Annotated in this window: 20 protein-coding genes; 13 read left to right on the top strand and 7 right to left on the bottom strand. The window is 31.4% G+C overall.

Going from position 1 to position 17,883, the window contains the following annotated elements:
• Positions 1–65 precede the first annotated feature (65 nt).
• The gene (gene sulP / locus Q0829_RS03135) at positions 66–1,799 is read left to right on the top strand and encodes a SulP family inorganic anion transporter (protein WP_298539823.1); all 1,734 of its coding nucleotides are present in this window, start codon (positions 66–68) and stop codon (positions 1,797–1,799) included.
• Positions 1,800–1,834: 35 nt separating this feature from the next.
• Here sulP and Q0829_RS03140 read toward each other — a convergent pair whose 3' ends face one another.
• Together Q0829_RS03140 and Q0829_RS03145 are read right to left on the bottom strand one after the other, a co-directional pair.
• A complete protein-coding gene (locus Q0829_RS03140) occupies positions 1,835–2,239 on the bottom strand; it encodes a hypothetical protein (protein ID WP_298539825.1) in 405 nt (134 codons plus the stop codon).
• Positions 2,240–2,258: 19 nt separating this feature from the next.
• Positions 2,259–3,224 carry a hypothetical protein gene (locus Q0829_RS03145; protein ID WP_298539827.1) on the bottom strand — a complete coding sequence of 322 codons (966 nt, stop codon included), beginning with the start codon at positions 3,222–3,224 and terminating at the stop codon, positions 2,259–2,261.
• Positions 3,225–3,494: 270 nt separating this feature from the next.
• Between Q0829_RS03145 and Q0829_RS03150 the strand changes: the two genes are divergently transcribed.
• Positions 3,495–4,328, top strand: coding sequence for a DMT family transporter (locus tag Q0829_RS03150; protein ID WP_298539829.1), 834 nt, complete (start codon positions 3,495–3,497; stop codon positions 4,326–4,328).
• A gap of 40 nt (positions 4,329–4,368) precedes the next feature.
• On the opposite strand, the gene Q0829_RS03155 is transcribed toward Q0829_RS03150, so the two are convergent.
• The gene (locus Q0829_RS03155; protein WP_298539831.1) at positions 4,369–5,982 is read right to left on the bottom strand and encodes an FAD-binding protein; all 1,614 of its coding nucleotides are present in this window, start codon (positions 5,980–5,982) and stop codon (positions 4,369–4,371) included.
• Positions 5,983–6,007: 25 nt separating this feature from the next.
• A complete protein-coding gene (locus Q0829_RS03160; protein WP_298539833.1) occupies positions 6,008–6,331 on the bottom strand; it encodes a hypothetical protein in 324 nt (107 codons plus the stop codon).
• A 326-nt stretch (positions 6,332–6,657) separates the two neighbouring features.
• On the opposite strand from Q0829_RS03160, the gene Q0829_RS03165 reads away from it, so the two are divergent.
• The 3 genes from Q0829_RS03165 to Q0829_RS03175 are packed head-to-tail and all read left to right on the top strand — an operon-like array spanning position 6,658 to position 8,901.
• Positions 6,658–6,987, top strand: a complete 330-nt coding sequence (locus Q0829_RS03165) for a helix-turn-helix transcriptional regulator (RefSeq protein ID WP_298539835.1) — start codon at positions 6,658–6,660, stop codon at positions 6,985–6,987.
• Complete coding sequence (locus tag Q0829_RS03170; RefSeq protein WP_298539838.1) at positions 6,981–8,267, top strand: type II toxin-antitoxin system HipA family toxin; 1,287 nt, start codon at positions 6,981–6,983, stop codon at positions 8,265–8,267. The genes Q0829_RS03165 and Q0829_RS03170 overlap by 7 nt, the downstream gene beginning before the upstream one ends.
• Before the next feature lie 31 nt (positions 8,268–8,298).
• Positions 8,299–8,901 carry a hypothetical protein gene (locus Q0829_RS03175; RefSeq protein ID WP_298539840.1) on the top strand — a complete coding sequence of 201 codons (603 nt, stop codon included), beginning with the start codon at positions 8,299–8,301 and terminating at the stop codon, positions 8,899–8,901.
• A 143-nt stretch (positions 8,902–9,044) separates the two neighbouring features.
• Here Q0829_RS03175 and Q0829_RS03180 read toward each other — a convergent pair whose 3' ends face one another.
• Positions 9,045–9,296, bottom strand: coding sequence for a hypothetical protein (locus Q0829_RS03180; protein ID WP_298539842.1), 252 nt, complete (start codon positions 9,294–9,296; stop codon positions 9,045–9,047).
• Positions 9,297–9,490: 194 nt separating this feature from the next.
• On the opposite strand from Q0829_RS03180, the gene Q0829_RS03185 reads away from it, so the two are divergent.
• Both Q0829_RS03185 and Q0829_RS03190 read left to right on the top strand, forming a co-directional pair.
• Entirely contained in the window at positions 9,491–10,159 is a 669-nt protein-coding gene (locus Q0829_RS03185; protein ID WP_298539844.1) for a DUF2293 domain-containing protein, read from the top strand.
• 319 nt (positions 10,160–10,478) lie between these two features.
• Positions 10,479–10,769: a YchJ family metal-binding protein gene (locus tag Q0829_RS03190; RefSeq protein WP_366892763.1), complete on the top strand. Its 291-nt coding sequence runs from the start codon at positions 10,479–10,481 to the stop codon at positions 10,767–10,769.
• Between the two features lie 148 nt (positions 10,770–10,917).
• Here the strand turns inward: Q0829_RS03190 and Q0829_RS03195 are convergent, their stop codons facing one another.
• Complete coding sequence (locus Q0829_RS03195) at positions 10,918–11,478, bottom strand: hypothetical protein (RefSeq protein ID WP_298539848.1); 561 nt, start codon at positions 11,476–11,478, stop codon at positions 10,918–10,920.
• Positions 11,479–11,895: 417 nt separating this feature from the next.
• Between Q0829_RS03195 and Q0829_RS03200 the strand changes: the two genes are divergently transcribed.
• The 3 genes from Q0829_RS03200 to Q0829_RS03210 all read left to right on the top strand — a co-directional run bounded on the left by Q0829_RS03200 (position 11,896) and on the right by Q0829_RS03210 (position 14,361).
• Positions 11,896–12,111 (top strand): hypothetical protein, encoded by a 216-nt coding sequence (locus Q0829_RS03200; RefSeq protein ID WP_298539850.1) that lies wholly within the window; start codon positions 11,896–11,898, stop codon positions 12,109–12,111.
• A 209-nt stretch (positions 12,112–12,320) separates the two neighbouring features.
• Positions 12,321–13,544: a radical SAM protein gene (locus Q0829_RS03205; RefSeq protein WP_298539852.1), complete on the top strand. Its 1,224-nt coding sequence runs from the start codon at positions 12,321–12,323 to the stop codon at positions 13,542–13,544.
• Positions 13,545–13,791: 247 nt separating this feature from the next.
• A complete protein-coding gene (locus tag Q0829_RS03210) occupies positions 13,792–14,361 on the top strand; it encodes a hypothetical protein (protein ID WP_298539853.1) in 570 nt (189 codons plus the stop codon).
• Between the two features lie 6 nt (positions 14,362–14,367).
• On the opposite strand, the gene Q0829_RS03215 is transcribed toward Q0829_RS03210, so the two are convergent.
• Complete coding sequence (locus Q0829_RS03215; RefSeq protein WP_298539856.1) at positions 14,368–15,240, bottom strand: pirin family protein; 873 nt, start codon at positions 15,238–15,240, stop codon at positions 14,368–14,370.
• Between the two features lie 161 nt (positions 15,241–15,401).
• On the opposite strand from Q0829_RS03215, the gene Q0829_RS03220 reads away from it, so the two are divergent.
• From Q0829_RS03220 to Q0829_RS03230, 3 genes are all read left to right on the top strand, one after another.
• The gene (locus Q0829_RS03220) at positions 15,402–16,721 is read left to right on the top strand and encodes a cation:proton antiporter (RefSeq protein ID WP_298539858.1); all 1,320 of its coding nucleotides are present in this window, start codon (positions 15,402–15,404) and stop codon (positions 16,719–16,721) included.
• 9 nt (positions 16,722–16,730) lie between these two features.
• The gene (locus tag Q0829_RS03225) at positions 16,731–17,411 is read left to right on the top strand and encodes a YafY family protein (protein WP_298539860.1); all 681 of its coding nucleotides are present in this window, start codon (positions 16,731–16,733) and stop codon (positions 17,409–17,411) included.
• Between the two features lie 138 nt (positions 17,412–17,549).
• Positions 17,550–17,864: a hypothetical protein gene (locus Q0829_RS03230; protein WP_298539862.1), complete on the top strand. Its 315-nt coding sequence runs from the start codon at positions 17,550–17,552 to the stop codon at positions 17,862–17,864.
• Positions 17,865–17,883: the final 19 nt, after the last annotated feature.

Consider the following 17,883-nt stretch of genomic DNA (forward strand, 5'->3'; position numbering starts at 1 on the left):
TAGTATAAAATCTTAAACTATCGTAGATTTACCATACAATTCAAAATTTAATAACCGTCAAAGCTTTGCACAAAATACTTCCTATTTTAACCTCTTTTAAAGGTTATAATAAAACTACTTTTAATTCTGATGCTATCGCAGGTATTACTGTTGGAGTAATTCTCATTCCTCAAGCTATTGCATATGCTCTATTAATGGGAACTCCTCCGATTTATGGGTTATATGCCTGTTTAATCCCTTTGATTTTGTATGCTTTTTTTGGCACATCAAGACAATTAAGTATTGGCCCTGTAGCTGTTACTGCAATTTTAGTAATGAGTGGCGTTAGCCAGATTGCCACTCCATTTACTCAGGAATTCACCAATTTAGTTGTTTTTTCCGGGTTGTTGATTGGGATATTGCAAATAGTATTAAGCTTATTAAGAATGGGGTTCTTAGTTAATCTTATTTCTCAACCAGTAATTTCTGGGTTTATATCTGCAGCAGCTATCATTATTATTATTTCTCAGCTTGGTGAATCACTAGGCATAGACATTCCAAATTTTGATTATACCCATCAATCATTATGGTATGTCGTACAAAATGTTTCGTCAATACATCTCATAACATTCTTTATGTGTGTAGGCTCAATACTAATAATGCTTATCTTAAAGAGATGGAAAAAATCGTTTCCAGGAGCGCTTTTTGTGTTGATTATTAGTACAGTTATCACCATTTTTTTTGATCTAAAAAATTTAGGTCTTTCAGTAATTGAAGATGTTCCAAAAGGGTTGCCATCTTTTACGATTCCCGAAATGAATTATGATTCGATGGTAGCTTTAATACCCTCAGTATTTACAGTTACTTTTATAGGGTATGTAGGTAGCATTGGTATTGCTAAGTCTTTAGAAATGAAGAACAGAGATCATGTGGTTCGACCTAATCAAGAATTATTAGCCTTAGGGATTGCTAAATTGGTAGGAGCATTTTTTCAGGCTATTCCATCGTCTGGGAGTTATAGTAGGTCCGCTATTAATGATGAAGCAGGAGGGAAGACGACTATTTCTTCTATAATTACCGTGATTATGGTGGTTATTTCTTTATTGTTTTTAACATCTTTTTTCTATTATATACCGAAAGCGGTTTTGGCAGCTATTATATTAGTTTCGGTTTTTGGTTTGATTAATTTTAGTGAAGCCAGGTATCTTCTGAAACTTCGAAGAAGAGAATTCATTGTAATGATTATTACTTTTGTAGGAACCTTAGTTTTTGGGGTAGAAAATGGAATTTTTATTGGTGTCATATTATCTTATATTTTCCTTCAATATTATAGCTCCAGACCTCATGTCGCAGAGTTAGTAAATATTCCGGGAACCAATTATTACCGTAACATCCATAGGTTTCCTGAAGCAAAACGATCTTCCAAATATTTGATTATCCGTTTTGATGATCAATTATATTTTGCCAATACGGGTTATTTTAAGGATGCAATTCTTAATCGTGTAGAGAAACGAGATACATTACCTGAGTTTTTAATATTAGATAGTACGAATATTAATGATATCGATAGTACAGGATTACATATTTTGGAAGATGTACATCAATATTTAGAAGAGCTTGGGATTCAATTATTAATCTCAGGCACTATTGGACCGGTAAGAGATTTTCTTAAAAGATCTGGGTTTACAGATACTTTAGGTAGTCATCATAATTTTCTTAATATTGAAGATGCAGTAGGATATACAGAAAACAAAACGGTTCAGGAAAACTTGTTAGAAGTTGCTGTTCAGTATAATAAGAAACGATCTTTTTTGGATTAGCTATATCAGTAATTTATCTCTAATACTTTGTTTTTTTAAGATTTGAGTATTTCAGGTTTTTTATTAATCTTTTCTGTAGAGATAATTTTAGTACTTCTGTAACCACCAAAAACTAAACGTTTTGTTTGGAAATTAAACCTAATAGAATAGTTTTTTTCTTTCATTTTTAAAGGACTTTCTGGATATAACTTTTTGTAATCTAAGGTATTGACGTAGATCCATTCGATATCACTTACAGGGGTTTTTAGAAAGACTCTTCTTTTTTTTAAAATGATAGATTCAATTGAATATTTGAATAAGTCATGTTGTCCTAAATCGATTAATTTGTATTTAACAATGGATGTACCTTTAATAATTTCAGGATATGCAATACTATACCTCAGCAAAACGAACACAAAACATAGAGCCAACAGTATTGCAAAGAATAGTACAATTACCATATTTTAATTATCCTCAAAATTATTTCTCATATACGTGCATTTTTATGCCCATACCGTAATTCATAAACCCTTTTTGAATCAAAATGTTATTTTCACTATACTTTTCATCAAAACGTTGCCAGCTACGATTTTTAAAGAATATTCTTCTTGTGAAGGTAATGTTATCTTCAATCTTGTCAGTGAATGGAAGTAAAGGTCTGAATGTGGTAGAAACTTTCACAATACCTTTACGAGTTTCTACTTCATGATATTTTTTAGTATGTTGTAATTTTCCATCTTTATCAGTGTATCCTAATACTTGAATAGAAACAAATATTCCATTTTTAGGGATAAAAACTTTATATTCAGTAATATCAAGTTCAAAATTGGTTTTATCCTTGTTTGTTATTCTAAAAATAATATCCTCATTAGGAAGTCTTTTACCTGGAGAATTGTTGTTGTTTTCATAAAACTGCATCTTAAACAAGGTAGAGAAAGATTGTTTCTTTCCTGAAGAAGAACCTCGCGAAGACTCCATCATAACTGGTAAAAATACCGAAGCTATTTTAGTTGATTTTAAAGGATCTCTGGGAAAAAATACAGCAATTTCGGACTCAACAGTTGGTAGCCAGCATCTAAAATAATCATCATGTACTTTAGAACTCTTTCTTTTTGTTCTGTATTTACCTAAATTTTCTGCTTTTACTACTACTTCCTGAAGCTCTGCTATATCTGGCGTTAGTATAATTGTTTTAGGTAAGCTTTTAGTGCTCAGTCCTTTTTCTTTATATCCAAGTGCTGATATAAATAAAGAATCAATATCCTTATATCTTTTTTTAGAAAATTTAAAAACTCCATCAGCATCAGCAAATAACCCATTACCATTTCCAAATGAGATAGTTGCGTATGATATGGGGAATTTTTGTTCTGCATCCTGAATCGTGTATACCTGAGCATAAATGCCTTTAAATAGTAGTAATACAAGTATGAAGAACACTTTTTTCATAGGTGATTAGGGGCTTTAAATACAGGGTCAAATTAATGAAAATAATTTAAAACGACAGTTGATTTAACCAATCTCATAATGTCATATTGTTTTCATCATTACATTTCCTGTTTTTTTATTATCAAAAAGAAAGCCAAAAAAATGAAAATTATTAGTAAACCAGATCTATTTTTTAGAATAATGTATTTTGATTTGGTACAATGATAGTGTAACAAGTTTTATCTTTGATTCCTGTAGCGTGTATCTAATATATATTAAAACAAAAAATATTTGAAAAAAGCCATCTATTTCATGATCCTGAGTACCATATCCTTTACGGCTATGAATTTACTCGTTAAATATCTAGTTGGTTTTAGTGCATATCAGCTTGTGTTTTTTAGATCAATAGGTACATTGTTCTTTACAATGCCATTTTTGTTCTATCATAAGATTTCTATTCTTGGTAATCAAAAGGGATTACTCATATTTCGTGGTTTAGCAGGAGTGACCTCTATGGGATTGTTTTTTATGTCTGTAGAGTATCTTAAAATAGGTTCTGCAGTTTCTCTTAGATATCTTTCTCCAATTTTCGCAACCTTATTGGCGGTTATATTTCTAAGAGAAAAGGTAAAAAATATACAATGGTTATTTTTCTTACTTGCCTTTTGTGGTGTTTTGATCATTAAAGGTTTTGATGCTGATATTAATTCTTTTGGGTTGTTGCTAATTGTTTTATCTGCTTTATTTAGCGGTGTTGTGTATGTCTTAATTAATAAGATAGGTTTACGAGATCATCCAGTGGTCATTGTTAATTATTTTATGTGGATTGCAACAATCTTAGGAGGAGTTCTTTCCGTTTTTAACTGGAAAAAAACACCAGAAGGGATGGAGTGGGCGTTGTTATTAAGTTTAGGTGTTTTTGGTTATTTTGGTCAATTGTTTATGACAAAAGCTTTTCAATCGCAGGTTACTAATAAAGTGGTTTCTCTAAAATATATGGAAGTGATTTTTACCATGATTGCAGGAATTTTCTTGTTTAGTGATAAGTATCCTTTGTTAAGTGTGTTGGGTACTGCTATGGTAATTATTGGATTGATTCTTAATATGTTTTATAAAACAAAATAGATTACAAATATTTGATTTGTAGTTTTTTAAAACAAATCACCTAAACTATCACTCCAGGTTTTTTGTTCAGTCCACATTGCTCTACAAACTTGTTTGTGAATACTTCTCTTGTATCATCATTTAATAATTCATTCCGAGAATCTATCCAATGTTGTACAGTAGCAGCACCATACATTTTTTGTATCCTGTTAAAATTGAGATTGAAATTTATTTTGCCCCAATGTAATGTGTAAGGAATATTCTTTGCTTCAAGTCGATTCCATATTTTTTTATAGAAATTTCTAGTAACTTCTGAATCTACACCATCCAATTCTAATACACAGGTTTTTGGGAATTTTGTAAAACCTAATAATGCCTTAGTTCCTTTTACATAGCGTAAGGAAATCCCGCCAGGAAAAGGATCACCTCCTTCAATAATATTTAATATTTCCTGCGTAACTCTTACGCTATCTTTAATATCTATGCCTAACGCTGCACTTGCTACTTTTCCTCTAAACTTCGTATTGTTATAAGTCTCACCTATAGTACCTTCTAATGCTGCTGTTTCTTTGTACGCAAGAGGAAACAATAGGTTAACTAAACTTGGTACTAATTTTACAGACAAAGCTCCTAAGCTATCCATCATAGTTTGTATAAGCCCTAATAGATCGTCGCCGTATGTTAATCCGTTACTGTCTCTAGTTCTGCGAATATAATCATCTCTGTATTTTCGTTTATACGCGACTTTGATGAAGACTCCTTTATCTATATCGTTAGGTTTAAAATCATAAGGATTAACAAGTACTTCAAAATGATATAATTCTCGATCAGAAGAAAACTGCGGAAAAGGAAGTAAATTCTGAATAGCAGAAAAATCCTGTGTAGTCATCGTATGTTTCAAAGCATCGTTATAGGCAATTTTATCAATACGATGTTCTTCTAATAAAAACTTAGGTTCTGTTTCTATCAATACTCCATGAATAAAGCCAAAACTACCAAAACTTACTATAGCCGAATTGAACATAGTGTCATCCTGAATTCGTTCTGCTCCTAACCAATCAACAAATTTATCTGACATTACCGGATTAGACTGACGTTCTAGCCAAATATGTCTGCCCTTACCAACGATTAAATGTAATCCAACCACAAAATCCTGTAATGATCCAACATTAAATGCTGCCCCATGTGTTCCTGTTGATAAAGCACCGGCAATGGTTTGCCCGTTACTCGCTCCAGAAGCTTTGATAGATCTATTGGGTCTTTTTTCCTTTTCAAGTTTTGAATTTAATTGTAGTATTGACATCCCACATTGTGTGAAAAATAAGTTTTCTGGTGTTCCGCCTTTGTTTAAATAATTATCTGCAACATACGATTTGGAAACAGAGAAAGAGAGACGTAATGATTTAGTATCAATGATACCCCCTTCAGACACTGCAACTTTAGAAAAAGACCAACCACTACCCATTGCTCTGAGTCGGATTTTGTTTTTGATTGCATGGCCAATCAGCCATTGAATATTTTTAGTAGTTGCTTTGTATTTTTCAGAGCTTTTAGATAAGGAATGATCATTTCTAATTTTAAAAGAAGCGTCCTTAGTAAGTTTTTGGGTAAAATTCTGATGTCTGTTTTCCCAGGATGTGATTGGTAGTATTTCTATACCTTTTGGTAATGCCATTTTGATTGTTTTTAATTTGTGTGAATTACAAGTCTTCAATAGGAGTGTCTATTGGAGCACATTCCCATGCTACAGTCTGTGGTACTACGATACCAATTGTTATTGCTGATATAAGAATATAACCTAAATTAGTAGAGCTGGTAACCGAGCTCATTCGTTTAGATTCGCAATCGGGATCAATATCCTTTGGTGTTACCAATCCCCAGGCATAACTCCAGGAAGTTTTAGTGTGTTTTACGACAGAATCATTATCATACTCGCTGACAACGCGGGTTGACATACAACCTTGACAACATAGAATGAGTATAATGAATAAACTTATACTTCGTAATCGAACATAATTTTGCATACCTCGTTATTTTAGAGGCAATTTAGACGGGTGTTTAGGAGTGAATACGTTATTAGTTAAAAATAAGCATATAAAATATGTTTAAAAAGGGGTTTTTAACTGTTTTTATTAGTGCTTAATCTGTTGGTGGTTAATATATTTATATCAATCAACACCTAACTTTAAAGTATACTTTTATATACTTTGAAATATTATTTCATTTTTAACGTATATTATTATATACTTTGTTATATTTGTAATAGATAATTTTATTAAGTATAATTTTTTATACTTAAAAATATTTAAAGAATTACAAAGTATATTTTAATATACGTTAAATTAAGAATATGGATTTAAGTAGATTTTCTGATGATGATGTGTTATCTGAACTTACACAACGTGTAAAAAAAAGAAGACTCAATCTTAATATTACTCAAGAAGAACTTTCTAAAAGGGCAGGAGTCCATGTGCAGACGATTAAAAATTTTGAATCTGGTAAAGCAACAACGTTACTCACTTTTGTTCAGATTTTAAGGGCTTTAGGGGAACTTGATGCGTTGAGTTTGTTTTTGCCGGATCCGGGAATTAGTCCTATTGAATTACTAAAATTAAAAGGAAAAGAAAGAGAAAGGGCTTCAGGAAGCTCTAAAAGTAAACCAAATAAATCATCATGGTAGATGTTATCAAAATAACACTTTGGGGGCAAGAATTAGGTGCTTTAAGTTGGGATGCAGATAAAAAATATGCTTCTTTTGAGTTTTTTTCTGATTTCTTAAGAAGCAATTTAGATGTTTCACCTATACATATGCCCATCCTTAATGCTGAGAAGCGAATATATAGCTTTCCTCGTCTTAATGAAGATACTTATAAAGGATTGCCCGGAATGTTATCAGATGTATTACCTGATGATTTTGGGAATCGCTTGATTGATCAATGGTTATTACTTAATGATATTCCTAAAGCGCAATTCACACCCTTGGATCGATTATGTTATATTGGAACTCGTGGAATGGGAGCTTTGGAGTTTCAACCAGCAAGAAATATTGGTAAAAAAATATCAAGTACTGTAGAAATAGATAAACTCGTAACGCTTGCCCAAAAAGTATTGAGCTCGCGTGAAAAAATAGAATTAAATATTTCTGAAACTGAACATCTGAATGAATTAATTAAAGTAGGTACTTCTGCAGGAGGACAAAGAGCAAAAGCAATTATTGCGTTTAATTCAGCAACGAATGAAATTAGATCTGGACAAACCAATGTTCCTAAAGGATTCGAGCATTACCTTTTTAAATTTGATGGAGTAAATGATGTATCTCTTGGTGATCCACAAGGATACGGAAGGATAGAGTACGCCTATTATTTGATGGCATTGGATTGTGGAATTGATATGGAACATTCTCGATTGTTTGAAGAACACAATCGCGCGCACTTTATGACCAAAAGATTTGATCGATTACCTAATAATGAGAAGCTGCATATGCAGACCTTATGCTCACTAGCTCATTTTGATTATAAATCGCCAGGAGCATATTCCTATGAAAATGCTTTCGAAATTATGAGACAGCTTAGGTTACCTCATCAGGATGCTATTCAATTATATAAAAGGATGTTGCTAAATGTTATTGCCAGAAATCAAGATGACCATACCAAAAATATTTCATTCTTAATGGATAAACAAGGAGTCTGGAAACTAGCTCCAGCATATGATATTACGTATTCCTATAACCCTACGGGAATATGGACTAGTATGCACCAGATGTCCATCAATGGGAAAAGAGATGATTTTAGATTAAGTGACTTGCTTAAAGTAGGAGATAAAATAAGTTATAAAAATAGTAAGGCCGAAATAACACAAATTTTAGAAGTAGTACATAATTGGAGTCACTACGCTAATAAAGCAGGAATTCCTACTGAACAGGCCGCTAAATTGCAAAAAGCATTTAGAACCAATTTATAACATTATATGGATAATTATAGTTTGTGAGTATATGAGTCTTAAAAAGAAGCCTAGACTAAATTACATAACTACTAAGGGAATATTTTATATCACTCTATTGGTAATTTTTCTTACAATACTATCTGTCTGGCAATTTGGACTGGGGAAAGAAAGAACAATTATCGAAAATTCGATACTATCAACAACGATACTATCATTAGTATTCTTTCTTTTTATAACCATTGGATTGTATAATGGTATAAAATTAAAAGATAATCTAGGAAAAATAACAGATCGTTTAGATCTTGGTACGGAAGGTATATCTGATGTTTTTGATGTTTCATCACCAGAGTTACCTGATTTTACTGATGGAATAGAAGAAATGGTATTAGGTATTTTACTGTGGATTTTAATAACCATAATAATAGGAGTATTATTATGGTTATTTGGGGGCATATTATGGACGATGGTACTTATATTTTTAGCAATGCTATATTGGATTTTTTTTAGAGCGTTACGTTTGGTTTTTAAAAAATCTCCAATTTGTAAGGGAAACCTAGTAAAAAGTATGGGCTTTGGACTGGGTTATACTTTATTATATAATTTTTGGATCTATATCATTATTGTAATAGCAGAATTTTTAAAATACTATTAATGAGCATATAAGTACTGAGAAATTTGGTGAATTATTTAGGGCAAAATATTCAAATTTGATTACAATAAGTGGGGTAAAATGTTCTAATAAAGAAACTAAACTAAGTCTCATTGTACTCATACGCTCAAAAAAATAATGAAAGCTTAATTAAAATCTTCTCGTAAATAGAACATTAATTTAGCTTTATCTGTAAAACTTTTTATAGCTAGAATTTCACCATTCAGTTTATTATATATTATTTCAGCAAATAAGAAATCTATATAAAAGACACTGTAATAAAAATCACGATTGGCATCATTGATAGAAAACAAATGAATTCCTTTATTCCAAATGTGATGATATTTTTCCGATAAGTCTTGTGAATTAAAACGTTTTTCTAAGGTAGTTTTTTGCATAAGCAGGGTTTTTAAGATTTAAGGCAAGCACAATCTACGGAAAAACCGTAAGAAAACAAACATAAAAACACAAAAAAGCTAATAATTCCCCATTTATTACTTGTAAATTCATCAAAAAAACAACTAAACTAGTCTTGATAATTAATAAAAAAATAGAATAATATCTTATTTTCGCAACAGAAAAGTATATAGTATTGGCTACTGTTTCTCAAAATATCTTTCTTACTAAAAAAGAAAAACTACGTTGTATTTCTTGTCACAAAAAAATTCCATTAGGTAAATCCTTTGTTGCAGAAAGTGAAAATCATAAAGGCACTTGTTTTAGTTGCTCTCCTTTTGTAGGATATGTGCTATTACCGCCAGGAAATGTAGCAATGACCAGAAGATCTAAAAAACACTCCACACTTTGTGGAGTTGTTCTTGCCTGGAATCAACGTAGAAAACGATATGAACGTAGGGGACAGTTGGTAGAGGAAATTGCTATAGAAAAAGCTCGATTAGAATGTGAAAAAGATCAAGCTTCTAGAGATCTTAAAAATAAGAAAGCTGCAGTGGTAAGGGAGCAAAAGGATCGTGAGTTTGTATTTAATTTTGCATTAGCAATTAGAGCTCAGTATCCCAATTGCCCAGAGAAAAGAGAATTCGCGATTGCCATGCATGCCTGTGAAAAACATAGTGGTAGAGTAGGAAGGACTGCAAATGCAAAAGAATTTGATCCGAAGATGATCGATTTGGCTGTAGAAGCACATATTCGACATACTGAAACCAGCTATGATCAACAGTTTGGTAAAGGAAAAGGGAAAAAAGAAATTAGATCAGATATCCGATCCGATATTAACGCTGTTTTGAAAAAATGGAAATAATAGAATTAAGAAAATTTTATTCTCTATTTTTAAGGATTAAACCATCTGGTATTAAGTAAAATGGCTAAAAAAGGAAGAGAAAAAAATACTCAGAATAAGGCGAAGCATACAAAACTTATGAATCGTAAAAAAAATAAGCTCAGAAAAGAAAAAGAACTTAGAGCACAACGGTTAAAGGCAATTGTACAAAAAGTTAATGAGTCTAAGCAAAATGAACCAGAGAAAGAGTAAATGCTATTGCGGAAGATTACAGGGTTATGATGTTTGTTGTGGCAGTGTCCATAAAGATATAACACAAGCATTAGTAGCAGAAGACTTAATGAGATCTCGTTATACCGCTTTTGTCTTAGCGAACGGTGATTATTTAATGAAAAGCCACCACAGCTCGACCCGCCCTATTAAAGAAAAGAAATCTATTGTAAAGTGGGCAAAATCTGTAAAATGGATCAAGTTAGAAGTGTTACATACTTCTAAAGGATTAGCATCCGATGAAGAGGGTACCGTGGAGTTCAAGGCATTTTACTTTGAAAATGGCACGTTAGAAGTTATTCATGAAAATTCCGCATTTGTTAAAGAAAATGGTCATTGGGTGTATCTTGGAGAAAACTAATGCACGCTTAAGTCAGGCTTCTAAATATTTTATATAGAAATCAGATCTATTCATTTTAAGTTTCTAAACCTAGAAACCCTACGATAGAATCTCGCAGGGTTTGTTTATGTACTGTATCTGGTAGGTGTATTATAAAGAAGATAAAGTATTAATTTCCTAAAAATACGGTATATACAACATTGTCTACGTTCCAACCTCTTTCATTAAAACATCTATTAGAAGCATCAGCATTTATAAAAGAAATTTTCTTTGGTCTGATTTGTCTCTGGATATCAGCAATATGAGCTTCGAACTGAAATTGATATCTATCCATATTAATATCAGAATCGCCATCTATATAATAAGAATAGTTATAAGTAAATTGTTGAGCCTCTATTGGAAATATAATAACTCCTACAGGATAACTAATACATCCTGAAGCATTAATATATTCTTCTATTTCTAAAGCAGCATCACTACCGCAGCCAATATCGCTATCTAGTGTGCAACCTACTCTTTTCATTAATGATGTTTCATTCTTTTGTTTTTTTTGTAATTCTTCTAGCAATAGCATTGTTTCTTGTTCATTAGAAACATCTTTAACAGTAACAAACTGCTTAGGATTAGAAGAGTTTTGAATCTCGGGTGTCTCGATTTCTTCTTTTTGACAACTTGTAATAAATACAAACGAACAAGCGATAAGACTAAGTTTTAATGTGATTTTTTTCATTTTATGAACTTTTTGATTAAATAAAATTGGTTAATGATGGTTCAAAATTATTTAAAAAAATAGGGATTTTTCAGTTCGAATGTATTGTTTACCTAAAGATAAAATCTAGAATAAAAAAGTAATTGTAAATTAATTTAAATGTCTTGTTTTTGAGGTTTTTATGAGTTTTTAAACAACATTAATTCTATTAAAAACCTTTGTTAAGCGTCTTGTTTACAGTGTTTTGTTAGTGAATGTGATAGCAGATTTTGCAAAGCTGTTGATAAATGTAGTTTTTCTCAATTTTAATAATAAAAGGTAACAAATTAATGATCGGTGTATATAAAGGTGTAGTATCAAAAAGCGCGCTTGATAAATACAACTTTCTTGAGGTCGCCGAAAATCATAAAGAGTAGGCAAAATCTAAACATACAAATAATGAAAAAGGTATTCTTATTACCCAGTGGCTTAGACAAATTTTCTACAAAGGAGCTTAAAAACTTGGAAACTATTTTAGGAGGAACAATTGATGTACCCGTAGTAATATATTATCCAACTAGCGGTGGTAGAAGATGTGCGGATGGTCAGGTTTGGTCAGAAACATTAAAGAAATGTGTTCCGATTGCTGTCGGACTGCCTATTGAGCGTAGATAGACGATTAAGAAATAGTTATTTGTTTTCTTAGAACTATATCTAAAGAACTCTAATGATAGCTATTTAAGATTCGGATATAGAAAAGGATTGATTTGTCAATCCATAAAATACTAGGCGAAGCCAGAGGGAACTTACTTGTACACCATATTATCTCTGAACTTCGCTTAGTATATTTAATAAACTCGTTTAACTTCAATAAAATACAGATTATGCAATTCGATGCCTTAATACTCAAAGTTGCCAGTAGATGTAATCTTAATTGTTCTTATTGTTTTATGTATAATCTAGGAGATACTACTTATAAAGGACAACCTAAATTCATGTCTTATGATATGATTGACTCGATTCTAGAAAAGACTAAAAAATATATTCTAAAGTATAATAAAAAAGAGTTTTCATTTATATTTCACGGAGGAGAACCCTTATTAATAGAAAAGAATTTCTATAGAACTTTTATCACTAAAGCGAATAGTATTAAAAAAGAATTGCAAGATGTTGTTTTTAGATATGATATTCAGACCAACGGGGTTTTGATTGATGAAGATTGGTGCGCATTATTTAGAGAGTTACAGATGTATCCAAGTATTAGTGTAGATGGCACCAAAAAAGCTCACGATATGTTTCGTGTAGATCATAAAGGTAATGGAAGCTATAATAAAGTTTTTGACGCAGTACGATTACTTAGAAATCAAATAGGGTATGCGGACACGGTTTGTGTAATTAATATAGAAGAAGAACCAAAAGCTATTTATGAAAGCTTTAAAAAGATGCACGTAAATTCTGTAAACTTTTTAATCCCTGATTTTACACATGATAATTTTCCATTTGACACAGGAAAAAGTGAAATGTCAGATTGGTTGATCGCATTATTTGATATTTGGATAAAGGATCCAAATAGATATAAAATACCAATGTTTATTGGGATGATGAATAAGTTATTAGGCATTAGAGAAACTTTTAACAACGAATCAGCGGTGTTAGTAATTGAAACTAATGGTGAAATTGAAGCAATTGATTCCTTAAAAGCTTGCGGCCATGGATTTACTAAATCTGGAATGAATGTATTGAATAACAATTTCTCCGATATTAAAAGCTCACCATTAGGAAAACTATATTTCGAAGATAGTACTACAAAATTATGTGTTAAATGTTTAGAATGTCCTATTCGAGATATCTGTCAAGGCGGAAGATTGGTACATCGATTTAAAAAGGAAAATGGATTTAATAATCCATCTGTATATTGCAAAGATCTAATAAAATTTATCGCTCATATTCAAAATAGGTTAATGGACCTTTTCCCAGAACTATATTCTAAAGAGCACATTGATAGTATGAAAACTGATGAAATCATGAATTATATCATTAATGTACATAAAAAAAGGATTGTAGATATCAATTATACTGATGAATTAGAGTTTTTTGGACAAAATTAAATAAAATCTCAACCGCAGATAAATATGGTTTCTGTTATAAAAAATCTCTGGGAGAGAATGATATAAAGTTTTTCTTTGATCATTTGATAGGTGATATTGTTTTACCTTTTTAGGAACCAAAAGAAGAATTACTTTTATTTAAATTAAAAATCAGTTTAAAATATAATTTCCAACAATAAACTGTTAAAAACTTCATTTCTTTTTCTCCTAAAAAAACAAGTTATTTGTTTCCGGAAAAAAAAAGTCATTGGAAGAACAAGTTATAGTAACTAAGAAATTTACTCGAAATAATTTCTTTAAAAACACCTATTGCGTGTTTAAGGGAGTACGTTTAAGAGAAATCTCCAGAAGAAAACCCCATTATCGCAGTGAATCCGGTAGTACGTATTATTATACTACTAATGGAGTATATCGATTATCTAATCATTGGGGAAGAGCTGCTAAATGTAACTGGAGATTAGTATCAGAAATTCCTGTGGAAATTGATGATCTTCGATTAGGATATGCAGATTGGACAGATTTTAGAGAAAATTTAAGTGAAGATGTAGATGCGTATTATATCGCAGTAGATTTCGAAACAAAAACAGTGAGTTATAAGCATAAGGATAATCCTGCTTACGATTATATAGCAATTATTAGACCTGTAGATGCTACTCGTAAATTGATTAAACAAATCAAAAACCTCTTAGAAGATCATAAATGGGCTAAGTATTACGACTATGATGATTTAGATGAGTTCAGAAAAGAAGTCATTATGGAACTCGTTAACACCAATAAATCGTTGCAGGAGATAAGACAGGAATTGGCAGCTTATTAATTAACATTATTCTGGCATTACCACATAACTATCATCATTCGTAACCTTAGGAAATTGTTTTTTTCTCCATTGATCTTTTGCTTCTTCTAGTTTTTTCTCACTAGAGGATACAAAATTCCAATAGATATATCTTTCTTCGGGGAACGGTTGACCTCCAAACAGAAGAAGATGTGTATTTGGTTCTAGAATAATAGAACAACTATCTTCTATTTTCGAGACTAACATATTTCCTTTAGTAATAGTGTTTTCACAAGCTTGTATTTCTCCTTCTACAATACAAATGCCAATTTCTCCTTGTAATTCACCTTTTATTTGTAATTCATAACGTTCTTTATTTTTCACTTCTACCATAAAAAGTTCTGAATGTACAGGTAACGGAGATTCTTTACCATATCCTTTTCCGGCAATTAGTTTAAAATCAGTAGTCCCGTCTGCCCAGTTTGGTAATTCAGTTTTGTCTAAATGATGAAACTCAGGAGTGATATCTTCTAAATGTTTTGGTAATGCTACCCAAATCTGATATCCGTGGGTTAAGAATTCAGAACCATCTCGCATATCCCTTGGAGTTCGTTCTGTGTGTGTAACTCCTTTACCGGCAACCATCCAATTTACAGATCCTGGAGAAATACGTTGATTAGTTCCTATACTATCACGATGCATCATCTCTCCATCTAATAAATAAGTTAAAGTAGATAGGCCAATATGAGGATGTTGATCGACATCCATATATTTTCCTTTTTTAATCATTGTAGGCCCCATATGATCTATGAAAATAAATGGACCAACCATTCTTTTTTTTCTGAATGGAATAAGTCTTCCTACTAGAAAATCACCAATATCACGACTACGTTCTTCTATTATTAATCCTTGGTTAGACATTAAACGAGTTTTTTTAGGTTTAGAATTTCTAAAATACACTTTTTATAAAGAGTATTTCGTTAAATAAATATTAAGGACAGATAGTATCAAGGTGAGAAGTTTCTACTTTAAATTATTTTACTATCTTTTCCAAACCAATCTTAAACAACCTAAACTGACCAATGGAAATATTCTCCTCGTATAACCTAATTATAGAAGTTTCATTAGTACTTATTCTATCTTTTATTTTTAACGGAATAGCTAAGAAAACTAACGTTCCTGCAGTATTAATGCTCATTATACTAGGAATTATTATTCAGTATGCTATCAAAGCTTTTGGAGAAGGATCTTTCAATTTCTTTCCGATGTTAGAGGTACTTGGAATCGTAGGTTTGATTATGATTGTATTAGAGGCTGCATTAGAATTAAAACTAAAAAGAGAGAAACTAGTACCAATCCTAAAGTCTTTAGCAATTGCTTTAATTGGGCTTGTTGCCTCAGCATATGTTGCTGCAGTAGTATTAAAAGCACTTATTGATGGAATGACTTGGCAGTCCGCATTATTATATGCTACACCATTATCTATTTTATCCAGTGCGATCATTATACCAAGTGTAGCAGGGTTATCTGATGCCAAAAAGGAATTTCATGTATACGAGAGTACCTTCTCTGATATTTTGGGAATTATGATGTTCTATTTTCTTACTGGTAAATTAAACCCTGCAGAAGATGCTGGTGTAAGCGGTTTTGCTTTCAATTTGATCATTACAATTATCATTTCTTTAATTGCTAGTTATGGAATCATACTAATTTTTCAGAAAATTAAAAGCCAGGTAAAATTATTTCTTTTAATAGCAGTACTCTTATTATTATATGGTGTTGGTAAAAAAATGCACTTATCTTCATTAATTATCATACTGATTTTTGGTCTTGTAATTGCAAACATGAAATTATTCTTTCAGTGGAAACTAGAAAGTCTTTTAGATTTTGAAAAAGCAAAAGCCATTTATCATGAGCTACACGTTATTACCGCAGAAACTGCTTTTGTAGTAAGAACATTGTTCTTTGTGATCTTTGGTATTACTATAACACTTTCTTCTTTATTAAATCTAAAAGTTGCACTAATTAGCATATTGATTATTATTTCTATTTACGTCATTCGATATGGGTTATTGCGATTGTTTGTTGGAAAAGATATTTCTCCGCAATTATTTATTGCACCAAGAGGTTTGATTACAGTTTTGTTATTTTATGCAATTCCGGCAGAAGCAATGGTTCCAGGATTTGAGCCAGGGATTTTATTATTTGTAATTATTGGAACAAGTTTAATTATGACTGGTGGAATGATACGAGATAAACGATTAAAAGGAGCAGTTCTTACTCCAGAAGAAATCGAAGCAGCTGCTGATGCAGAAGTAGAGTTTATAATGAACACCACTACGGATCTCAGTGAAATTGAAGAATCTTCTATAAATGATAATGAAGAAGAAATCCTTGAATAAGTAATTATAATGAAACGATTACATCGGTTAACGGCGATTCTGGTAAAATTACAATCTAAAAAAGTGGTTCAAGCTTCAGATTTAGCTGATAAATTTAATGTTAGTGTGCGAACTATTTATCGTGATATGTTGGCATTATCCGATGCTGGAGTACCAATAGGAGCAGAAGCTGGTACTGGTTATTTTTTGGTTGATGGATATTCATTACCTCCAATTATGTTTAGCGAAAAAGAAGCCAATGCTCTGATAACAGCTTCTAAAATAATAGAAACAAATAATGATGAGTCACTAATTTCTGACTTTAATGAAGCAATAGAAAAGGTTAAAGCAATTCTGAACACAACTCAAAAAGAAAAATTAGAACTTTTAGAAAAAAGAATCGTTAGCCCTCCTTATAAAAAATCTCCTTCAAGTACACACTTATCAGTCATTCAAAAAGCGATTACAGATTTAAGAGTTCTGGAGATTGAATATACCGCCGCATCTCAAGAATATACCAAACGAACTATAGAACCTCTTGGAGTATATTTTACTAATACCATTTGGGTAATGATTGCTTACTGTAGATTGCGTAGTGATTATCGCGAGTTCAGAACAGATAGAATCATTAATGTAATTGAAACTTCAGACTTATTTCCTCCTAAATTTTTCACGTTAGAAGATTATTTTAAAAAATATTACGGAAATTAATTTTACTACTGACATAAGGTTGTCATAGGTCACTTGTAGTTTTGACTAAAATCAAAAACAATGTATCACCTAATTCACACAATTATGCTTAGTATGTTTTTATGCTGCGCAACTACATTTAGTCAAAACCAAAATCTTATGAAAAACAAACCGTACGCAATCGAGGTTGTATTATTCGAAGCAAACCCTAATTATTCAAAAGAAGAAGTAAAAACTGCATTAATTTCGTTAAACAATATCGTGAAATTATACGATGGGTTTATAGATAGAACTACCGCACGTAATGAGCAAGGTAACTATATAGATCTATTATATTGGACAGATATAGAAGCAGCTAAAAAGGCGGGAGAAGATATTATGAAAAATCCGGAAGCAGTAGCAATCTTTGAAGTTATTAAACCAGAGACTATGCAAATGTACCATCTAGATGTTTTTAATCAATTCGAAGAATAGTTATATATTTAAAACTCAT

The sequence above is a fragment of the uncultured Aquimarina sp. genome, from assembly GCF_947492405.1.
In the GTDB taxonomy this organism is placed as follows: domain Bacteria; phylum Bacteroidota; class Bacteroidia; order Flavobacteriales; family Flavobacteriaceae; genus Aquimarina.